Annotated in this window: 22 protein-coding genes; 8 read left to right on the top strand and 14 right to left on the bottom strand. The window is 43.3% G+C overall.

All coding sequences use genetic code 11. The features are described 5' to 3' along the window. Positions 1-154 precede the first annotated feature (154 nt). The 3 genes from glmM to PAP_RS01030 all read left to right on the top strand — a co-directional run bounded on the left by glmM (position 155) and on the right by PAP_RS01030 (position 3,266). Positions 155-1,504, top strand: a complete 1,350-nt coding sequence (gene glmM, locus PAP_RS01040) for a phosphoglucosamine mutase (protein WP_048164174.1) — start codon at positions 155-157, stop codon at positions 1,502-1,504. 308 nt (positions 1,505-1,812) lie between these two features. Next, positions 1,813-2,721, top strand: a complete 909-nt coding sequence (locus PAP_RS01035; protein WP_048164173.1) for a hypothetical protein — start codon at positions 1,813-1,815, stop codon at positions 2,719-2,721. A gap of 32 nt (positions 2,722-2,753) precedes the next feature. Then, positions 2,754-3,266, top strand: a complete 513-nt coding sequence (locus tag PAP_RS01030) for a hypothetical protein (protein WP_048164171.1) — start codon at positions 2,754-2,756, stop codon at positions 3,264-3,266. Here the strand turns inward: PAP_RS01030 and PAP_RS01025 are convergent. From PAP_RS01025 to PAP_RS01000, 6 genes are all read right to left on the bottom strand, one after another. Continuing rightward, positions 3,240-3,716 carry a flavodoxin family protein gene (locus tag PAP_RS01025; RefSeq protein WP_048164170.1) on the bottom strand — a complete coding sequence of 159 codons (477 nt, stop codon included), beginning with the start codon at positions 3,714-3,716 and terminating at the stop codon, positions 3,240-3,242. The genes PAP_RS01030 and PAP_RS01025 overlap by 27 nt on opposite strands. Positions 3,717-3,726: 10 nt before the next feature. Then, positions 3,727-5,724, bottom strand: a complete 1,998-nt coding sequence (locus PAP_RS01020; RefSeq protein WP_236626998.1) for an IGHMBP2 family helicase — start codon at positions 5,722-5,724, stop codon at positions 3,727-3,729. 23 nt (positions 5,725-5,747) lie between these two features. Then, positions 5,748-6,581 (bottom strand): DUF835 domain-containing protein, encoded by an 834-nt coding sequence (locus PAP_RS10085; RefSeq protein ID WP_052649025.1) that lies wholly within the window; start codon positions 6,579-6,581, stop codon positions 5,748-5,750. Between the two features lie 67 nt (positions 6,582-6,648). Further along, complete coding sequence (locus tag PAP_RS01010; protein WP_048164169.1) at positions 6,649-7,218, bottom strand: AAA family ATPase; 570 nt, start codon at positions 7,216-7,218, stop codon at positions 6,649-6,651. A 24-nt stretch (positions 7,219-7,242) separates the two neighbouring features. Then, positions 7,243-7,935, bottom strand: a complete 693-nt coding sequence (locus PAP_RS01005) for a ThiF family adenylyltransferase (RefSeq protein WP_048164168.1) — start codon at positions 7,933-7,935, stop codon at positions 7,243-7,245. A gap of 1 nt (position 7,936) precedes the next feature. Further along, positions 7,937-8,200, bottom strand: coding sequence for a ubiquitin-like small modifier protein 1 (locus PAP_RS01000; protein WP_048164167.1), 264 nt, complete (start codon positions 8,198-8,200; stop codon positions 7,937-7,939). A gap of 68 nt (positions 8,201-8,268) precedes the next feature. Between PAP_RS01000 and PAP_RS00995 the strand changes: the two genes are divergently transcribed. Continuing rightward, a complete protein-coding gene (locus PAP_RS00995) occupies positions 8,269-8,547 on the top strand; it encodes a hypothetical protein (protein WP_048164165.1) in 279 nt (92 codons plus the stop codon). On the opposite strand, the gene PAP_RS00990 is transcribed toward PAP_RS00995, so the two are convergent. The 4 genes from PAP_RS00990 to PAP_RS00975 all read right to left on the bottom strand — a co-directional run bounded on the left by PAP_RS00990 (position 8,544) and on the right by PAP_RS00975 (position 11,545). Next, a complete protein-coding gene (locus PAP_RS00990) occupies positions 8,544-8,765 on the bottom strand; it encodes a MoaD/ThiS family protein (protein ID WP_048164164.1) in 222 nt (73 codons plus the stop codon). The two genes, PAP_RS00995 and PAP_RS00990, sit on opposite strands and share 4 nt — an antisense overlap. Further along, complete coding sequence (locus PAP_RS00985; RefSeq protein WP_048164163.1) at positions 8,755-9,075, bottom strand: hypothetical protein; 321 nt, start codon at positions 9,073-9,075, stop codon at positions 8,755-8,757. The genes PAP_RS00990 and PAP_RS00985 overlap by 11 nt, the downstream gene beginning before the upstream one ends. A 67-nt stretch (positions 9,076-9,142) precedes the next feature. Then, positions 9,143-11,017, bottom strand: coding sequence for an aldehyde ferredoxin oxidoreductase family protein (locus PAP_RS00980; protein WP_048164162.1), 1,875 nt, complete (start codon positions 11,015-11,017; stop codon positions 9,143-9,145). Positions 11,018-11,026: 9 nt separating this feature from the next. Continuing rightward, positions 11,027-11,545, bottom strand: coding sequence for a 4Fe-4S dicluster domain-containing protein (locus PAP_RS00975; RefSeq protein ID WP_048164161.1), 519 nt, complete (start codon positions 11,543-11,545; stop codon positions 11,027-11,029). Between the two features lie 102 nt (positions 11,546-11,647). On the opposite strand from PAP_RS00975, the gene PAP_RS00970 reads away from it, so the two are divergent. After that, a complete protein-coding gene (locus PAP_RS00970; RefSeq protein WP_048164160.1) occupies positions 11,648-12,481 on the top strand; it encodes a DMT family transporter in 834 nt (277 codons plus the stop codon). Here the strand turns inward: PAP_RS00970 and PAP_RS00965 are convergent. From PAP_RS00965 to yjjX, 3 genes are all read right to left on the bottom strand, one after another. Continuing rightward, the gene (locus PAP_RS00965) at positions 12,478-13,092 is read right to left on the bottom strand and encodes a DUF116 domain-containing protein (protein ID WP_048164159.1); all 615 of its coding nucleotides are present in this window, start codon (positions 13,090-13,092) and stop codon (positions 12,478-12,480) included. The genes PAP_RS00970 and PAP_RS00965 overlap by 4 nt on opposite strands. A 67-nt stretch (positions 13,093-13,159) precedes the next feature. Continuing rightward, positions 13,160-14,245, bottom strand: a complete 1,086-nt coding sequence (locus PAP_RS00960; RefSeq protein ID WP_084177519.1) for a DUF835 domain-containing protein — start codon at positions 14,243-14,245, stop codon at positions 13,160-13,162. Positions 14,246-14,327: 82 nt separating this feature from the next. Beyond that, positions 14,328-14,867 (bottom strand): inosine/xanthosine triphosphatase, encoded by a 540-nt coding sequence (gene yjjX / locus PAP_RS00955; RefSeq protein WP_048164156.1) that lies wholly within the window; start codon positions 14,865-14,867, stop codon positions 14,328-14,330. A 69-nt stretch (positions 14,868-14,936) separates the two neighbouring features. On the opposite strand from yjjX, the gene PAP_RS00950 reads away from it, so the two are divergent. Continuing rightward, positions 14,937-15,482 carry a ComEA family DNA-binding protein gene (locus PAP_RS00950; RefSeq protein ID WP_048164155.1) on the top strand — a complete coding sequence of 182 codons (546 nt, stop codon included), beginning with the start codon at positions 14,937-14,939 and terminating at the stop codon, positions 15,480-15,482. On the opposite strand, the gene PAP_RS00945 is transcribed toward PAP_RS00950, so the two are convergent. Continuing rightward, positions 15,444-16,631 (bottom strand): TIGR00529 family membrane protein, encoded by a 1,188-nt coding sequence (locus PAP_RS00945; protein ID WP_048164154.1) that lies wholly within the window; start codon positions 16,629-16,631, stop codon positions 15,444-15,446. The genes PAP_RS00950 and PAP_RS00945 overlap by 39 nt on opposite strands. A gap of 108 nt (positions 16,632-16,739) precedes the next feature. Here PAP_RS00945 and PAP_RS00940 point away from each other — a divergent pair, with 108 nt between their 5' ends. Together PAP_RS00940 and ileS are read left to right on the top strand one after the other, a co-directional pair. Then, the gene (locus PAP_RS00940; protein ID WP_048164153.1) at positions 16,740-17,084 is read left to right on the top strand and encodes a hypothetical protein; all 345 of its coding nucleotides are present in this window, start codon (positions 16,740-16,742) and stop codon (positions 17,082-17,084) included. A gap of 273 nt (positions 17,085-17,357) precedes the next feature. Next, positions 17,358-20,522, top strand: a complete 3,165-nt coding sequence (ileS, locus tag PAP_RS00935) for an isoleucine--tRNA ligase (RefSeq protein WP_048164152.1) — start codon at positions 17,358-17,360, stop codon at positions 20,520-20,522. Positions 20,523-20,538: the final 16 nt, after the last annotated feature.

Genomic DNA, 20,538 nt, shown 5'->3' with positions numbered 1-20,538 from the left:
AAGTAGAGACCACTGAAGATCAACACCGCTAAGACTAAAACCGCAAAAATTGCCACCGCTTTTGAATAAGTGAACTTTTCACTCACAACATTCACCCAAAAAATTATATTCACAAGTAGTAGATAAGTGTTTAGTAGCAATGGGGGGCAGAAAAATGGGCAAGTATTTCGGTACGAGCGGAATAAGAGAAGTCGTGAACGAAAAGCTCACTCCAGAGCTGGCTTTAAAGGTCGGAAAAGCTTTGGGGACTTTTCTTGGAGAGGGTAAAGTCGTCGTTGGCATGGATACAAGGACGAGCGGTGAGATGCTTAAGAGTGCTCTCATAAGCGGGCTTTTGAGTACGGGAGTGGAAGTTATAGACATTGGGCTTTCTCCTACTCCGTTAACAGGCTTTGCGATTAAGCTCTATGAAGCAGATGCTGGAGTTACGATTACGGCTTCACACAATCCTCCTCAGTACAATGGAATAAAAGTATGGCAAAAGAATGGAATGGCCTACACGAATGAGATGGAAAACGAGCTTGAGCACATTCTAGAGAGCGAGAGCTTTAAGAAAGCCGCTTGGAACGAAATTGGAAAGCTCAGTTATGCTGACCCAAAGGAAGAATACATTAAAAAAGCCCTAGAAGTTGTTAATCTCGACGATTCTTACACAGTTGTCTTGGATGCGGGCAACGGTGCGGGCTCTATCCTAAGTCCTTACCTTCAAAGGAGACTCGGAAATAAAGTGATAAGCCTAAACGCAGACCCATCGGGCTATTTTGTTCGCGAATTAGAGCCAAACGCTAAGAGCCTTGAAGGGTTAGCAAAAACTGTGAGGGTTATGAAAGCCGATGTCGGAATTGCCCACGATGGTGACGCGGATAGAATTGGAGTCGTTGATGATGAGGGCCGCTTTGTTGAGTATGAGGTAATGCTTTCCTTAATAAGCGGCTACATGCTCCGCAAGTTTGGAAAAGGCAAGATCATAACGACGGTCGATGCAGGCTTCGCTTTGGACGATTACGTTAAGCCTTTAGGTGGAGAGGTTGTTAGAGTTAAGGTTGGTGATGTTGCTGTTGCAGAGGGAATCATGAGAGAGAATGCCATCTTTGGAGGAGAGCCAAGCGGCACTTGGATAATGCCTCAATGGAATCTAACTCCTGATGGAATCTTCGCTGGGGCATTGGTTTTGGAGATGATTGACAAGCTTGGGCCTTTGAGCGAGCTCGCGAAGGAAGTTCCACGCTACGTGACGCTTAGGGCAAAGATACCCTGTCCCAATGGGAAGAAGAAAAAAGCTATGGAGCTCATAGAAAAAGAAGCACTCAAGAGCTTCTCCTACAAGCGTTTGATTGACATTGATGGAGTAAGGATTGAGAACGACGAGTGGTGGATTCTCTTTAGGCCAAGCGGGACAGAGCCAATAATGCGCATTACTCTTGAGGCACACACGAAGGAGAAAGCGGAGGAGCTGATGAAGAAGGCCAAAGAAGTCGTGGAGAGGGCAATAAGGGAGGCTTGAATTTAGATTTTTTGTGCTCTTTTTTATGTATTTGTCACGAGAACATCAAGCTCATGGAAACAGAATTTCTTCCACCATGCCTTATAATATTAAACCTTGCATCAATCTTAACCAACAATCAAATAAAAAGAGCAATAGCGAAAGAGTTATATCTTATCATCCAATAAATTCGATAATCAGTTAAACTTCAAGAAATGCATGGATATGTAGCTTTGTTACCCTCCGTCCAAGCAATTATAAGTTTGCATAGTTATATGCAATCGGGCGGTGCGGTTTTAAAAAGATTAAAAGAGTTAAGAGGAGTTATCATGAGGAATATCGTTGGCGATATATTAAGGATACTAGCACTTACAGTAGTTTTTGTGGTAGGTATTATGGTGCCAACTTTGATAATACCAGTGTCTTCAGAGATTACATCAAGAGTAACAGAAGATATGCAAAATACTATTTTTGGATTGATGTTATTGGTTTCTCTACTTGGAGCAATTGCCCTAAGTATAAACGTGAAATTGTCAGAATGGGGTGGGATTAAATTAATCTTGGCTTTAGGTTTGAGTTTTTGGGGAATAGAATATTTCGTTGCGCAAATAGAAACGCTCTATTTTAGAGAAGCTTTTCCTTTTATGACAAATATGGAGATTTTAAATATTATGTTAAGAGGTGTGATAACAACCATAATAGTAGTTCCGCTTACAGTTATTATTTTAGGAAAACGAAAGGCCACGGAGAATATAATCATAAAAGAGGTCTTGGCAAAGATTGAAATAAAGAGTTGGGTGAAAAAAGCCCCTGTTTTTGCGTTACTTTACATAATAATATACCTATTTTTTGGCTATTATGTTGCTTGGCAGTTTGAAGCCGTCAGGTTGTTCTACTCTGGAACTACAGAACAATTGAATTTCATGAGTCAAATAATAGTGACAATAAAGGAGAGGCCGTTGTTTTTGCTTTATCACTTTATCAGAGGGTTATTGTGGATTGTATTCTCAGTACCAATTATATTGATGAACAGTAGCAGAATGAAGACAATGATAAGTCTAATGTTGCTGTTCATTTATCATGGCTTTCAAATAATAATGGCTCAGGGAATTTTCCCACCAGATGTTTTGATAGGGCACACAATAGAAACAACTATCTCCGCATGTATATATGGAGGATTAATAGGGTATATGTTCTATGTGCCAGATTCTAACATCCTATCGGATATCGGGAATTGAGAATTCAACTAATGTTACTGGGAGGGATTATAATGGTTATCACGGGGATAATGAGTTATTTGGCAAGTTGCTTCATTTTATTAATTCCGATATTTTTATGGAATGTTATATTTGCAAGTAAACTCCCAGAGCCATATCAAAGGAGCAACTTTTGGAGTAACATACCAAAATTTATCGGGATACCGGAAAAGACCCTAAGAGTAATTGTTTTCTTTCTCCCATTGCTTTTTAAATTAGAACTTAATGAGCCACAACAAAAAATTGGTTTTCTCCTATATGTACTTGGAATATGTGTATATTTTATGTCTTGGTTAATGCAGATATATTTTCCTGAATCTTCTTGGAGTCAAAGTGTATTTGGATTCATGGCTCCTGCATATACAACAATTATATGGTTTGTTGGAATAGGGCTCATTGGGAAATCTCTTTTTATAAAAATACCCTATCACTACTCTATTTATATTATTCTCTCAGTTTTTTTCGTTGTGTTTCATTCGATTCATTCTTTTATTGTGTATTCAAGATTTAGGGTGGAAAGGATGTAAATTTCTTTTCAACTCCTTGGCAAACCTCCTCGCTCTCTCTAAATCCTTCTCGTTTGGATGCCCCTTATTTATGCCGCCTATTTTGGCGAGCCAGCCGTTTGTGTCCCAGCCTCTGCATGAGAACTCTCCAACAATTTGAAAGCCTTTCTCTTTGAGCTCTCTCCTGAGGGCTCTGTGGTTGTACCACGGGATGTTCATTCCGGCTGTTGAGAAGATAAAAGCCTTCTTTCCTTCCATTCTTGGAAGATCCTCCACGAGTTTAAGGAGTGCCCAGTGATGTCTCCACCAGTAAATCCCCGAGCCAAAGCCTATCAAATCATACTTTTCGAGCTCCTCGGGATTAACCGCCCAGGGCTTGGCAAGCTCAGCGTTTAGAACCTCACCCATGGCCTTTGCGACTTTTTTGGTGTTCCCGTGATGGATGGAGAGGTAAACAATCAGCACTTTCATTCACATCACCTTAGGAAAAGTCCACATACCCGCCCATATCTTTGACGTGTTCAATTAACCTCCTGTACACTCCATTGTTCGAGAGCGTCTTTGAGTCGCCAACCATAATGAGCTTTCTCTTCGCCCTTGTTATGGCAACGTTCAAGCGCCTCAAATCCTTCAAAAATCCAATTTCGCCCCTATCATTTGAGCGCACAAATGAAATTACAATGACCTCCTTCTCACGCCCTTGATAGCCATCAACGCTCTTAATCTCAAGTCCATCTATTTTCCCAAGCTTTCGCCTGAGAACATCAACCTGGTCATCGTAGGGCGTGATTACTCCAATGTGCTCAGCTTTCAGCCCAATCTCAAGGAGCTTTCTAACGATCTCTTCCACGATGCGCGCTTCGCCCGGGTTTTCCCAAGAGGTTGAGCCTCTGCGCTTCCGCTCACGGCATTTTCCAAAAGTATCTATAAAAGATACTGGCTGCGCAGGGGTTAAAGATTTTTTAAGCCACTCATCAGCATCCTCTAAACCACTCAACTTAAGGTTAAAGTCCTCTAAAGTATGCCTCGCTACGCTTGGGTGAGCCATTAAAAGCCCGCCGTAGAATTCTTTGTTCGGAAATTCCATTATCTTCTCGTTCATCCTGTACTGAACCCTCAAAAGCTCCTTTATATTCTCGCCATAAACATCTAAGAGCCGCTCAAATAAAGTGTACTCCAGAGGCTTTGCCTTCTCGCTCAAAATTGTTGGGGGCAACTGCTTGTGGTCTCCAGCCATAACTATCTTCTTCCCTTTAGTTATGGGGATCAAGCAGGAAGGCTCAACCGCCTGTGTTGCTTCGTCAATGAAGACCACATCAAACTTTCGCCCAAATAAAATTTCACTCCCAGCCGTCGAGTTCGTAGAGCAGACCACTTGCGCACTATCGAGAATCTTCGAAACAGCGTTCATCTCCAACGCTCTCGCTTTCTTTACGAGAGCATTTATTCTCTCCTGGAGTTCAAGCCACCTAGCCATCTCTTGAAGTCTCCTTAAAGGAACTCCTCTCGAGCTCCTCCCACTTCTCGCAAGACTTTTTATTTGTTCGTCACTCAAGCCACGACGCCATTGTGGAGTAGGCTTCGTGTATTTTCTCTGCTCTTCCCTTAGCTTATCAATCTTCTCCCATATCTCCTCTGACTTCTTAAAAGACTCCTCATATTGGACCAAATAGTCCAAAGTGTGCTCTAAAAGGGATTTGCTAACTCTAGCAGGGTTTCCTATACGTACTACTTTGATACCGTAACCGGCGAGCTTCTCCACCAAATTATCGACGGCTACGTTTGAATCAGCCGCCGCTAGAACTTTGTAGCCCTTCCTAACATGCTGGATTATCGACTCCACCAATGTGGTTGTTTTGCCTGTTCCAGGAGGCCCGTGGATTAAAAAGAGCTCCTGAGCCTCAAGGGAGCGCTTAACAGCCATCTTTTGAGAGGGATTTAAATCTTTATTTAAAAATTCTATTTTTGACCGGAGAGGTCTAAAAGAGGGACTTTTTCCCCCTAAAATCACACCCCGAATTTTTGAAAACTCCTCTCGTTTAAATACCTTCAAAGCCTCGAGCATTCTTTGAAAAGTTATGTCGTTGGCATATAAATCGAGCCGCAGCTCTCGGCCATATACCCAACGAGGAGGCTTCTTATCAAAAGCTACTATGAGAAAATTCTTCCCTTTCTCCACCACAGTCCCCTGAGGATCATCCTTTTTTGGCTTTCCTCTACTCACAATTACCAAATCACCGATGCTTATTTCCGTCTCAGGGAAGCTCTTCCTTCCAAACTTAACTAGATAGCTTCCTCCTAAACCTCTGCCCACATCTTTTCCGTTTAAGTGAAGAACCGCTCTACCAAGCTTTTCCCTTTTCTCGCCACTTAGTTTCTCAATTTCCTCCCTATGTTGCTTCATCTCCTCTTCTCTCTCTAACTGGATGAGCTTAGAGAAGTGCCTTGAATACTCTTCATAGTTCCTAAACTTCATCATATGCATCACTTCAAAAATTGAAATCAGAAGACATAAACATTACCAGTGTTGGAGAACAAAGCTTTCTTTTCCTCCAATATCTCAAATTCCCTCAACAAGAGACCGTACTCTTTGTGCTCGTAGGCCTCTGGATCTATCGGCACCAAAATTATTGAATCATAGAGTATAGCGTAGTCTTTAAGAGTCGTTAAGAACTTGTATATTGCATCAAAGCCGTTCTCAAGCACGAGGTACTCTATGCCATCAAGCAGAACAAACCTCTTGCCCTCCCCGTTAATAAATTCAGTTATGTTGTATGTTAAAAATGGAAGCCGAGTAGGATGGATAACGTTTTCCCCCTCAACTTTTGTGAGCCACCAGCACTTTACTTGATCCTCAAATCCAAGCCTCTTTTTAAGCACTTCACATGGGTCTCTGCAAATGATCATGCTTGGAAATCTCTCCAAAAGAGATTTGGAGAAGTTTAGGCACGAATCCCTATCCTTACATAGATAGAGGCCAGACGCTATCCCTAGCCCTTTAACTTCCCCGTAGAATGTGGCACAGGATTCTATGCCCTCTACCAAGTTTTTAACCAGCTTCGTCCAGGAGAGACCAAATATCAAAAGTACAGCCAAAATAATGACATTTAAGAGCACATCTAAAGTTGTGTATGTCTTATTTATTTTATAGAATGCCAAAAGAATCCCTAGAAACACCATCATGAATCCTAGGAGAAAAGCGTCATAGATTCGTTTTAAGCTGTTAAATGATCTAAAAAACTTATTTCGATACTTAAGTCCATTATAAATTACAATCAAAATCCCAAATCCTCCAACCAGATTTAGTGGGATTAACATCTGACTAATTTCAGCCACTTCCCACACCGTCCTTAATATTTGATACTCCAAAGTTATAAAACTATTGTCGCACGGTACAAAATAATTAAAGGGTGCTCTTTAAAAGTTCCACAACTTTACTTTTGAGCTCCTCAAGCGTCCCATCATTTGACACCACAAAATCTGCTAGATGTTTGAGCTTGCTTGTATGGTAAAGTTCCTCCTCAGCTTCATCCATTTTGAGAAAGTCTTCATAGCTCTGAATTACCTTATCCTTGCTGGCATTTCTCTGCTTCAAACGCTCATACCTAACCTCAGAAGGGGCGTCCACATAGAGAACAATACCACTATGGCGCTTGACGGCCTCAATCTCTCCCCTTGAGCGCACTCCATCAATAACAACATTTTCACAGTGTCTTTTTTTATCGAGAGCAAGCCTGATGAGAATATCCTCCCCATACCTTTCCTTGAGGTATTTTCCATAATCAATCAGCTTATCCCTCGTAGGCTCAGCTTTTTCCGGAAGCTCAGGAACCCAAGAATACTCTTCAACATTGTGTGTTAGCAAATCGATGAGTGGATCGCTGCATGAGACTCTACAAAAGCCGAACTCCTCCAAAAACTTTGCTATCGTTGTTTTGCCTGCTGCTATTTTACCAACTACACCTATTATCATACTTCCACCGTCCAGATTTGGATCTCATTCAAGCTCAACAACTTCAAAGGCATTATGGGCCAAGTCAGCTATTAAAAGCTTGTTCATTAAGGGTTCTCCACAGCCAGTTAAAAGCTTAATCACTTCAACCGCCTGAATGCTTCCCACAGCACCAGCAGTAGCCCCTAAAATTGGAAACGATTCCTTCTTCTCTGGTGCTTTCGGAAATATCTCTCGTAAGCATTTGGTTTTTCCCGGAATTATGGTCGTTACTTGGCCATAGAGCCCCTCAACAGCCCCATGAACGAGAGGTATGCCCTTTTTGTGGGCGTATTCATCTAAAAGATAGCGCGTCTCGAAATTGTCCAAGCAGTCCACTATGACATCCACATTGCCTAAAACATCCTCAATATTATCTTCGCTCAAGCGCCCAACAAAAGTCTCGATCTCTATGTCTGGATTCAGCTTTTCAAGCTTCCATTTAGCGGAAAGCGGCTTGGGCTTCCCAAAGTCCTCTTCCCAGTGGAGAATTTGGCGGTTGAGATTGCTCAATTCAGGCTTTTGCTCATCTATCAGCAAAAGGTTAACACCAGCGGCCGCTAAATAGTAAGCTACAGGACTTCCAAGGCCACCAACACCAACAATTGCCACCCTTGCGTTTTTAAGCTTCTCCTGCCCTTCGATGCCAAAGATTTTAATCTGTCGATCATAGCGCTCGAGCTCTCTATCGCTCAGCATTTCAACCACCGCTCGTGGGAGGAAATAGAGCTACTATGTCCCCCTCCTGAAGAACCTCATCAAACTTAGCATAACGCCCGTTTCTTGAAACATTGACGTCTGCTTCTTCGTTCTGCTCAAACACTTCCTCACTAAATGCAGAGTGCTTCTCCTTTATGAGCTCAACAAGGTCTTTTATAGTCGCCCCTTCTTTAAGCTCAAGTTCCTCTTCAGAAGTTCCCGCAAGAGTTCTAAAGCGCGCAAAATACCTAACCTTCACCTTCATTTTCATCCCCCACTCACTTTTGCTCCGTCAAGTATAAAAGGCATTTGGCGAACTTAGGACGATGAGCCATGGACGAGTTAAAAAGCTATACAAATTTGCTCCTCTCAAAGATAGCCTACGCTGAAGAGCTTTACGGCATCAAGATAAACTATGTCCCTCTAATCGTTAGAAAGGAAGAAACTATAATTTTTGACAAGCGCGATGGAAAGATAAAGAATCTCAGTGAAAAGAGAGAGCTGAGCAGAGAAGAACTTGAAAAATTCAAGGAAGAGATAATCCAAAATATCAAGAACGGCACTGTTGAGCTATACTTAACGCTGACGTTTGGGGAGGACGTTGGCCTTTAACCACCGTAAACAACAGGGAGAAGCTTTAAAACGTCGCCATCTTTGAGTTTATAACTCTCATCAACTTTTCTCTCATTTACAAGGATGTGATGCTCTTCCACACTAATTTTAAGCTCCCTTAGGAGTTCTTTGACATCAGAACCCTCTCTAACCTCAAGCTCAAACTCAGGGGAGTGATTCAGTGCTAAGTCTCCATAAAGCTTAATTTTAACCCTCATCCTTCAACCCCTTCAAAAAGTGCTCAAACTTATCGTAAACTTCTTTTGGTGCTTCCTTCAGAGGCGAGACTTTTAATATGGGCTTCTCTAATCCGACTACCATCTTCTCAAAGAACTCCACCGCGTTTCTCATAGCCTCCTCTTCCGTCATCCCAGGCATAATATCGTTGTCAAAGTAGTACCAAACATCGTTTTCCTTGTCGTAGAGAGCTAAGCTCGGAAGCCACTCGCCACATTCACCGCCAATAGTAAGCTCAATTAGTATCTCATCATTTTCAAGAATTCCTTGCCTTAATTTTTCACGCCACATTTTGCTCACCAAAAGAAGCTCAGCAAAGAGATTTTAAAGATTTCCAAAACCAAAAGTTAAAAGAAAGTTAAACGCCTAAACGCTTCTTTATTTTCTCAACCGCTCTTTTCGCATCTCCTAAACCAAGCTCTTCCAGAACCTCCTCCTTTGGAATGCCGTTCTCATCGTAACCAACTTCTTCATAGTATTGTTCAGCTTTCTGCTTAATCTCCTCTCTCCGTGGGGCTTTGCCTTTTGCAATGCCGCTTGGAAGTGGTTCGTAGAACCTCGGCGGATTGTCATCATCCTTTCTTGGATCCCAATACGCATCTGGCCCTCCAAGGAGAAGGAGTATCCTCTGGAGGTGGATTATTCTAAGGCCGACCTCGTTAAGCCACTTTTCGGCCGTTAAGCTAAAGCCTGTAACTGCATTTCCAAACTCCAAGATGCGCTCGAATCCTGGCTTTGTTGTGAACATACATATTACAGCGGAGTCATAGAAAGTGTTAACGAGCTCGCCCTCATAGCTCCTCGCTGGAAGTCCTGCCGTTGCCGTGTGGTCTCCTCCTTGCACTGAAACGGCATAGCTTATATCCTTGGTATAGTCGAGGTCGCTCCTAACCCCGTGAGCTCCAACGCCAATGCCTTTGACGTGAACAGCATATTTAAGGACATCAACACCCTTCATTTCGCTTATCTTTAAAGCTGCTCTGTATGTTCCTTCCGCTAGAACCTCTCCAATGCCCTTCCTTTCCACAATGAGGTCAAGGAGCCTCGCAAAGGCTTTCTCATCTCCCCATTTCAGCTCAAAGCCAAGGTCTTCCTTTGTGAGAATGCCCCTTTGGTAGAGCTCAGCTGCAAATCCCAAGATGTTTCCAGCATTTATCCCATCTAAGCCCAGTTCATCCACTAGATATGAGAGATAGACGATCTTTTCAGGCTCGAAAATTCCTAAATTCGTTCCCATGTATGCCATGAGCTCGTAGTCGGGAGCATCTGTGATTGAGCCCTTATAGGGACCATACCTAAGGTAAGAAATCTTCATGCAGTTAACAGGACACCCATAGTCCGCCCAATACTTCTTTACCCATGCTCTGTTCTCAAAGTTAACAACACTTATCTCGTCATTATTGTGATACTCCTCTTGCCAGTTCTTTATAGGCTCACTTGAGCGGTCTTTACCAACGCTATAGCCACCAGCACCAGTGCCCCACTCCCTAAAAGTCGTCAACGTGAAAAGATCATTCCAAAACTCCCTAATCATGGCCTTAACTTTCTCCTTGTCGTAAACCTCGGGCAAAGCTTTGCTTCCCTTAACGAGAATCGCCTTCAAGTTCTTGCTTCCCATAACCGCGCCGTAGCCCCCATAGCCCGCAGCATGCATTAGTTTAGCCATTATCGAAGCAAACCTGACTTTATTCTCGCCTCCTTTTCCAATATACATCATTGCAGGCTCTTTTGGGACTCCCCTAAGTTTCTCCTTTCTTCTAAGCTCATCGTGAACTTCCTTTAGGAGGGTTTTATGGAGCTCAACTCCCCCCATTCCCCAGTATTTACTTGCATCCCTTATCTCAATGCTGTCGTCGTTTACCAACAGATATACAGGAGATTTTGCTTTTCCACGAATTATTATCCCATCGTAGCCTGAAGTCTTTAACTCAAGGCCTACTTCGCTGCTTAAAACACTCCCTACCACACCATTGCTCTCAGGAGACTTTGAGAGGACAGCTGTCTTTATGCCCGGATAATAACCCGTCAGTGGGCCTGTGAGAATTAATAGGATATTCTCTTCGCCGAGTGGGTCAATATCCTCCCAATTTTTGCCAAGCTCCTTCCAGAGCAGGTAGACCCCTAGTCCCCGGCCACCATAGAACTTCTTAAGAGCTTCCTCCTCAATCTCAACAACATTTACTTTCTCTTTACTCAAATCAACATCTATGAGCTTCCCCGTGTATCCGAACATTTTAATCACCTAAAACTCTCCACCAAAAACTTTCTTCGTTAAGTCTTCAGACTTCTCAAGAGGGTCTTTTGCAAAAGTTCTGTAAATTGAGCGATAGTTGCCCTTAACGAGCTTTAGAGCATCATGCCCTGCCTCATGACAAACTTCAACGCACTTTGGACTTCCTCCGCAGAGGTCGCATATTACAACACTGCCTTTTCCTAGGGGAATCCTTGGAATACTGCCAGGGCAGGCGTTTACACAAGCACCGCACTCTATGCATTTCTCCTCATTTACCAAAACAGCTCCAGTGCTTTCGTCGACACTTAAAGCGTTAGTTGGGCAAGATTCAACACACGGATAGTCTGGACACTGGACGCAGGTGTGAGGAACGTTTATACCCGGTAAGAGCTCAAAAATCCTTATGCGTGATGCCTCAGGCCATATTACCCCCTCGTGCTCTAAGGAGCATGCTATTTCGCACAGCCTGCAACCGCTGCACTTATCAGGGCTTATTAGTATCCACACTCTTTCAACTCCCTCTCCCATGACAAGCACCGGAGGTATCTTGGCGAATGGTTTATATAACATTTATGAAAAATGAAACGCTTAGATTGAGATTTTAAGACAGCTACAAATAGAGGGAATATCATGAAAAAAGCTGAGCTTATACTCCTCGGCATAACAGCGATTTGGGGCTTTACATTTCCGGCTATGAAAGTTAGCTTAAACTACATCTCGCCGATACTCTTTTTAGCATATAGATTCGGTATCGCCTCCCTCCTGATGCTCATACTCTTTAGGAGCAAGGTTCTCAAAAAGGAGACATTCTACGAAGGCCTGGTTTTAGGAGTTACGCTGTTTTTCGGCCACGGCTTCCAGATAGTGGGTCTCAAATACACTAGCGCCTCCAACTCAGCTTTCATAACCTCTCTTTATGTTGTATTTACACCTTTCATAGCCTACTTCCTACTCCATGACAAGCTCAAGCTGAGGGATTTCCTCTCTCTTGGAACAGCTGTGCTTGGGTTATACCTAATCTCGGGAGCCAGCTTAAATTTCAACAGGGGAGATTTGCTAACTGTTTTATGTGCCATATCATTTGCTTTCCAAATCGTTCTAGTGCAAAAGTTCGGGGAGAAGGATTATCTAAGCCTAGCCTTTTGGCAGATATTCTGGAACTTTCTATTCTCCCTCTCCTATGCAAGCATTCTCGAAGGCATAGCTTTCCCAAAAACCTGGGAGCCCTGGTTAGGGATACTCTACACAGGAATTTTCGCAACTGTAATAGCGTTTACACTCCAAGTGAAGTATCAAAGAGAAACTAAAGCCCATAAGGCGGCGCTGATTTATTCCTCCGAACCAATATTTGGACACATCTCTGCGTTCATAACAATAAAAGAAATCTTAAGTGCAAAGGGCTATTTGGGTGCCCTACTCATTCTGAGTGCCATTTGGAACGAGATAAGAAATGACAGAGACTAAGGAGTCGGAGTAGGACTCATGTTTGCACTTACTCCAACATTTGAAGCTTCTTCTCCCAACCCCAGTCTCATAGCCTCCTTGACCTGCTCCAAGTCAACTATAGTGTTTATGCATCCTGCTCTCAAGAGCGGAACTGCTTGAAGTGGAATCTTTAAAATAGAAAGCTTCTCGTTAGCCTCCGCAAGTTCTGGCCAGCAAGCTATACCCAAAGCGGCTTTTATTTCCCCCCTAGGCACCTTCTCCTTGAGCACTTTCTTAACCAAGCTCCCTCCGGGTGTGATGTAGAACTGCTTGTAGCCTAACTTTTCGCCATACTCAATTATATCTCCAATGGCACACTTCCCACACTTAGTGCACTCCCAGCCATATTTTCCAAACTCCGCTGGACATTCCTTCACATTCCTGAGACATTGGGGTATGAAAACAGCCCTTTTTTCAACGGGAACTCTCGAGAAGTCCTCCTTATATGCCTTATTTTTAATGGCAACGTAAATTTGATCTGTAAGATCCTCATCCTCGCTCACTAATGACAGTGCCATCCTTACAGCGTTCCTAGTACTCAAATCTGCTCCAATTGAGGCCAGTTTTGCTATGATGTTATCTAGGCTCATAACGCATCAGAACTCATAACTTCCAATCAAATATAAATTTTAGCATTCGATTTAATATCAAAGGAATTTATCCCAAGAGCCTCTTTAGCATCATCCACTCTCTTTCATCCCATGCGCTTGGATCGGTGACCAATATAATTGTGCCTCCATACAACATAGAGAAATCTTTTAATCCGCTTAGGAACTTCGCAAGTGCATTGAAATCGTTGTAGGTTAGCAAATACTCAAGGCAATCCAAGAGCACCACGCTACCTATTCCTCTCTTTGAGGCCTCTCTTAGATAGCCATGAACCAGTTCAACGATTTTTGCCAAGCTTGTAGGAGACACCGTTTTCAAATCCCCCTTAGCAGTTGTTACAAAGTAGACGTCCCACTCCTTAGGAACATTCTTAATATCTCTAATGAAAGCAAGAACAGGAGCCTCTTTTAGCTTTTCTTTCAGTTCATTGTACTCCTTTGGAGTAATTACCATAACTCCCCGTTTCAACTCAACTTCGACTTTGCCTCTTGTCCTTTTTAGGCTACGGAATTCTTCGGTAAAGATTAAACTGAGAACTGCAAAAGCACTTAAAATTGTGAAAAGAGCACCAAGGGAAAATCCTATTGGAGCAAACCACTCGACAGGCCTTAAAATAGGATAGTCCATCTCGTGAAGGCCGTAAAGAATCAGGGAAACTGCAAAGAACTTCGCTCTTCTTGCATAAAAGGGCACTAGACGGATAACGTTAACACCCGAGAAGAATATGAAAAGTCCGGAGATAGCATAAGGAAGACCCACAGCGAACATCCATCCATCAAAACCTACGAATATATTCAAAACAAGAAGATATGCTGTTAAGATGAGAGGAGTGCCCGACACAACCAAAAGCTCCTCAAAGATAGCGATAATTCCTTCCTCTTCAAGAGCTTTTAGAACACCATAAAAGAGCAGGGTGGCAAAAAAGGCCTCAAAAAAAGCATTTAGCTCGTCTAGTTGGAGAATATCAAAAAATATGGATACTGCAGCACTAACCCAAGCTATAGACAAATATAAAGCAGACCTCCTTTGGTGTCTACGGTAAACATGAAAGAGGAGTATAGAAGCTATGAGTTTTATTGAAAGGCTCAAGCCTCTACCCACATTTAATATCAACGGATTCAAACCACTTGCCATACTATAATAGTTTATACCTAAAATTTATAACAACTTCGGTTCATCCGGGCTGAGCTTCATCACAAGTCAGCTTTTCCGGAGTTCAATCATCACCGTACAGCCCCTTATTTATTCTAGGTATCATAGCCATAAGTACAGCCAATTTGTTGAGCTCCTTTCTTAATAACCTTCCTCTAGTTAAAAAACCTATGGCGCCGGTAGTCTTCTTAATGTTCTTATCGCCGCTGAGCTCTGCCATGGGGATTGCTACTTCAACGTTATCCCTCAAAACCTTCTCCACAACGTATGGAGGATATTCAAAACCTGGACCGTGTCCAATGGTTATCTTACCTCTCTTATCTATAATAGCGCAGAACTGCACATCCATATAGCCCGTAATCGTATGGGGAACCTCATAGAGGCCTGCTTCAATACCCACTCCCAAATCGGCATCAGCTTTCTTCAAAGCTTCTTTAGCCCTGTTTATAGCACCTTTTACAGTCTTTTCTATCCCAATTGGCTGATCTCCAACTCCACTGTCCACTTCTAAGGGAATGACTTCCACATCATCGTAAAACTCCCTCATTACTTCCTCCACAGCTTTAACCTTCGTTGGATTAGTTGAGCCCACAGCTATCCTCATTTCACCACCATTTAAAGCTCAGACACAGGGTTTAAAACTTTCACCACGAAATAAGTAAGGGGGTCATCTATGAATCCGAGAGCGGAAGCCGAGAGACTTGGTTATAAGATAGTTTATGTGCCCCACGAGGTTATTAAAGACTACAACGCCTGTTACCGCGTGATTTATGATGGAAAACTCATTTATCCCCCTGCTGCAGATAAGCTTGGAATACCACTAAACGAAATCTGGATATCTGAGCGCTTTAGAGAGTACGAGAGGTATATCCTCTTTCATGAGCTTCAGGAGATAAAGCACCGTGCAGAAGGACTGAGTGTTGAAGAAGCTCACAAAAAGGCCCTAAAAGATGAAATAGAGCTTTTTAGTGGAGACCCAATATGGGAACGGCTTAAGAGGGAGATAAATATAGTGAGCGAAGATGACTTAAGGAGCCTCCATGGAATCGGAAGAATATTGGCATGGCGTATAATGATAAGCAGGCCGTATGAGAGTATGGAGGAGCTTTTAAAAGTCCCGGGGATTGGAAAAAAGAGGTTTGAAGTCTTAAAAAGGAAGCTCTTTTGCATGGGAGATACACTAAAGAAGGAAGATGTAGCTAAGACCAATGAGAAATAGAGCCAACGCGGGAATTAGTAGTCTCTTATAAGCCATTTCAAGCTCCGCTTTGTAGTACTCAGAGGAAAAGACTAAGCAGAGATGCACCGGGCTGAAGAGCATTCCCATATAACCGCTTAAGTAAGCCAAGGCGATTTTATCAAAGCCTGTAAAGAACGGCACTAAGAGAGGGAACGTCATTCCGACGTAGGCGAAGCTTATACCAGTCATTAATCCCACCAAAAATGGCGTTATAGTTATTACAAGCACCACTGGAAGATTCAGCTCTAAGATAAGCTTTGGAAGGGCCTCAACAGCACCAGTAAGCTCGATGAGATATTTGAAATACATTACCGCAAAGAGCAGAAAAACTATCTTGGGCTGGAGAGCGTGCTTAGCTATTTCCCACTTATTAAGCCGCTTGAAATAGGGTATTAATGCAGAAAGAAGCCCCGTAAAAGCGCCATAAACCATATCGTATCCCAAAACTATGGAGACGAAGATTATCACAAAGATTGGGTACGTTGCCTTTAGGAAGAGCTTTGCTCCTTCTTTTCTATCCCTTGCAATAGCTTTTTCAGCATTTATTGGACGGAGTATTAGAGCGTAGCCAACTGCTATCATAATGAGCGTTAGGGGAAACATCTTTAGGCTGAACTCTCTCACGGCAACACCTGTGATAGCCGATGCTATAATTATAGCCTGATACATTGGCCAAGAGTGCTCCCAAACGTGCCTAAACCAGTAGTTTACGAGCGTTTTTTCCTCGGGCTTTAGGCTAAGCTTGTTGGCGACCTCCTCTATCATTGGGGCCGAGACTAATGCACCAGCAGGCATTGGCATTAGCCCTATCAAAGCCGGGAGCATAGCCAAGGAGTACTTAGGGCTTGGAAAGAGCTCTTTAACTGCCTTTTCCATGTCCTTGAGGTAGCCAATTTGAGCAAAGATTGATGTGAGGGCCATTATGAAGGATATTATCAGTATTAGCCTAATTGTCTCCCAAGCAGTTGCAGAGGCGTATAAGGCATTTACCATATCCCTAGGATCCAATCCAAAGAGAAAGCCCAAAATAATTGAGCCCATAAAAATAGAAACACCTACATTGACCTTAAGCCGTATTAAAACTATAACAGCTGCAAATGAAATTAGGAGGTAGAGGAGGGCATTCATACCTTTCACCAAAGTATTAATGTTTAGACGATGGTCTTAACGGGGCTTTATAAGTTTAACCCTAAGGCTTATAAGCGCTGAAGATAAAAATAACTTTTGGTGAGGAAAATGGTGCTGGAGTACCCTCACGAGAGGGGGATGAATTTTACGGAGGAGGAGAAAGAGAGGCGCTACAAGTATCTTGGAAAGGAAGTTATAGATGTGGACGACCCGGGTTTGGATAGCATTCCAGAGTTTTATGGAATTGCAAACGCTATTTGGCGTGATTGGAAAGATGGAAAAATAACCACAAAGACCGCTATCGGAAGGCTTTTGCTCCTAAAGAGGCTCTCCTATAAGAAGAACAACTTCAAAATTGCAGATCTTCCTGAAGATGAGCTCGAAGAAGTTAGAAAGTTCATAGATTATGTTATGCAAGCCATAAGAAACGGGAGCAAGAAGAAGGGCGAGTAATTGAGAGGTTGAGGGTTTCTGCTTTCTCTTTCCTTGTTTGGCTAAATGTGATAGAACAAACTAAAGCTCTTGTTATCCCCAAGTTTCTAATCACTGCATCAACTATTCTTTGTCTTCGTGAAGTTTGCCAAAAAGCTTATAAACAAAGTTCTACAATTTTGACCGATGCCCATGAGGGGGGATCGTTTTATCCTACGCTTTGCATTTTGCCCATGATTCCTCGGGCCCTTCTAATGACTTAGTCTATTCTATAAACTCTAGGAGGTTTTTGGCATGATAAAAGAGCCAGAGATGAGGGAGTATAATCCTCAAGTGCTAGAGGACAAAATAGAGAAGTTTTGGAAAGAGAACGACACCTATAACAAGGTTAAAAAGTCTAGAGAGAACGCTCCAAGCTACTACTTTTTAGACGGACCACCTTATGTTAGCGGTGCCATACATCTTGGAACAGCTTGGAACAAGATAATAAAGGATATGGTGATAAGGTTTAGGACCATGCAGGGCTACAACGTGAGGAGACAGCCCGGCTTCGACATGCACGGTCTTCCAATAGAGGTTAAAGTCGAGCAGGCTTTGGGCTTGAAGATAAAGAAGGACATAGAGGAGAAGATAGGCGTTGATGAGTTCATAAAGAAGTGTAAAGAGTTTGCTCTCAAGAACCTCAAGGTCATGACAGAGCAGTTCAAACTGCTCGGCGTATGGATGGACTGGGATAATCCTTACATGACGATAAAGAACGAATATATAGAAGCAGCTTGGTGGACGCTTAAGAGAGCGTGGGAAAAGGAGCTTTTGGAAAAGGACCAAAGGGTTCTCCACTGGTGTCCAAGGTGTGAAACAGCTCTGGCCGAGCACGAAGTTAGGGGAGAATACAAGATAAGAGAAGATCCGAGCGTATACGTCAAGTTCAGGCTCGAGGATAAAGAAAATGAATACCTCCTCGTTTGGACTACGACGCCTTGGACTTTGCCGGCTAATTTGGCGGTAGCGGTCCATGCGGAGTATGACTACGCTAAGGTTAAGGTCGAGCTTGAAGGTAAAGAAGAATATTGGATAATAGCCAAAGCCTTAGTTGAACGTGTTTTAAATGAGACCGGTGTTAAAGGCGAAGTAGTCGAGGAGTTCAAGGGAGAAGAACTCGAAGGCCTTAGATACGTTCACCCATTCTTAGATGAATACCCAAGACAGAAGGAGTTTAGAGAGAAATATGAATGGACCCACCGCGTCATACTGGGCGAGCACGTTACTTTAGGCGACGGTACAGGGCTTGTTCATACAGCTCCAGGTCATGGTGAGGAGGACTTTGAAATAGGAAGGGAATACGGATTGCCAGCTTACTCACCATTAGACGACGAAGGAAGATACGTAGAAGGCAAGTGGAAGGGAGTCTTCGTAAAAGACGCAGACCCAGAGATAATAGAGTACCTCAAAGAGAAGGGCATTCTCGTTAAAGCCGGCACTATAGAGCACAAATATCCACACTGCTGGCGCTGTAAGACTCCACTAATATTTAGAGCCACAGATCAGTGGTTCCTTAAGGTCAGCAAGGTCAAAGAGCAGATATTAAAGGAAAACGACGAAAAGGTCACTTGGTATCCGGATTGGGTTAAAGTGCGCTACGATAACGGTGTAATGAACTCAGGAGATTGGTGTATATCAAGACAGAGGTACTGGGGAATACCCCTGCCGTTCTGGGTGTGCGAGGAGTGCGGACACACACACGTCGTTGGCTCGTTTGAGGAGCTTAAAGAGATGAGCAAAGAGCCAATAGAGAAGAGCTTTGAAGAAGTTGACCTGCACAAGCCTTGGGTCGACACAGTTGTTTTGAAGTGTCCAAAATGTGGAGGAGACATGAAACGTGTCAAGGACGTTCTCGATGTGTGGTTCGACTCTGGAATTGCCTCATGGGCCTCCTTAGGCTACCCAAGGAACAAAGAGCTGTTTGAAAAGCTCTGGCCAGCAGAGTTTATAGTTGAGGGTCAAGACCAAGTTACAAAGTGGTTCTACTCCCAACAAGCAGCAAGTGTAATAGCTTTCGACACTGTGCCGTACAAGAAAGTCGCAATGCACGGCTACGTCCTTGATGAGAAAGGAGATAAGATGAGCAAGAGCTTGGGCAACATCATAAAGCCAGAAGAAGTCGTCCAAAAGGAAGGAAGAGATCCATTTAGGTTCTACATGCTGTGGGCAAACGTTCCTTGGGAGGACTTGAGGTTCAGCTGGACCGGCTTGGGCCAGGTTAAGAGAATGCTCAACATACTTTGGAACGTCTACATACTGAGCTCAACTTATATGAGCCTCGACGGCTTTGACCCAACTAAGCTCAACGTAGAAGAGCTTCCATTCAGGGAGGAAGACAAGTGGATACTCTCAAAGGTAAACAGCTTAATAGACACGGTTAGCGAGGGCATAGAGAACTTCTACCTCATAAAGGCTACCAGAGGAATATATGAGTTCGTGGTAGAGGACCTCAGCAGGTGGTATGTAAGGCTCATAAGGAAGAGACTCTGGGTGGAGAAGGACGACCCAGATAAACTGGCCGCGTATTGGACTCTCTGGAAGGTCTTCGATGTACTGCTTAGATTAATGGCGCCGTTTACACCATACATAGCTGAGGAGATATATCAAAACCTCATAAGGCCGTTCAGCGGAAAAGAGAGCGTTCACCTCGAAGACTGGCCAGCTAAGGACGAGAAATGGGTCGACGAGGATCTTGAGAAGGAGATGAGCATAATAAGGAAGATAGTCGAAGCAGGAGCTTCAGCAAGGCAAAAAGCAAGGATAAAGCTTAGATATCCAGTTAGGCAAATAATAATAGAGACCGAAGACGAGATGAGTAAGAAAGCAGTTGAGAGGCTCAACAGGCTTTTGAGAGATCAATTAAACGCAAAAGAGGTCAAAGTTGCTAAAGTGGAGAGGGCAATAATAGTCAAGCCGAACTACGCTAAGCTCGGCCCGCACTTCAAAGGAGATGCAAAGCTCGTCGCAAAGTGGATAATGAGCCAAGATGCAGGAGAGCTCTATGAGAAGCTCATGAAGGAGAAGCTCAAAGTCGAAATCGAAGGAAAAGAGTTCACCATAGAGAGGGAGCACATAACAATAGAAGAGGAACTCCCAGACTTCCTCGTTGCAGAGGAGTTCGACCACGGCAAGGTCTTCGTTGACAAGACACTAACAAGAGAACTAATGGCCGAAGGTTTGGCTAGGGAATTCGTAAGGAGAATACAAGAGATGAGGAAGCAGATGGACTTGGATGTCAACGACCGCATAAAGGTTTACATAGACACCACAGATGAGAACAAGGAGCTCTTGGAGGAGATGCTCGATTACATTAAGAGAGAAACTAGAGCAGTAGAGCTCGAGTTTACGAGCGATGTTAAAGGCTACATTGTCGATTGGGACGATGTTAAGGCAAAGATAGGCGTTGAGAAGGTTTGATTTCTCTTCCCAATTT

Origin of the sequence: Palaeococcus pacificus DY20341, from assembly GCF_000725425.1 — an archaeon.
Lineage (GTDB): Archaea > Methanobacteriota_B > Thermococci > Thermococcales > Thermococcaceae > Palaeococcus > Palaeococcus pacificus.
Note: the sequence above shows the minus strand (reverse complement) of the source record. Positions and strands in the feature narration are given on the sequence as shown.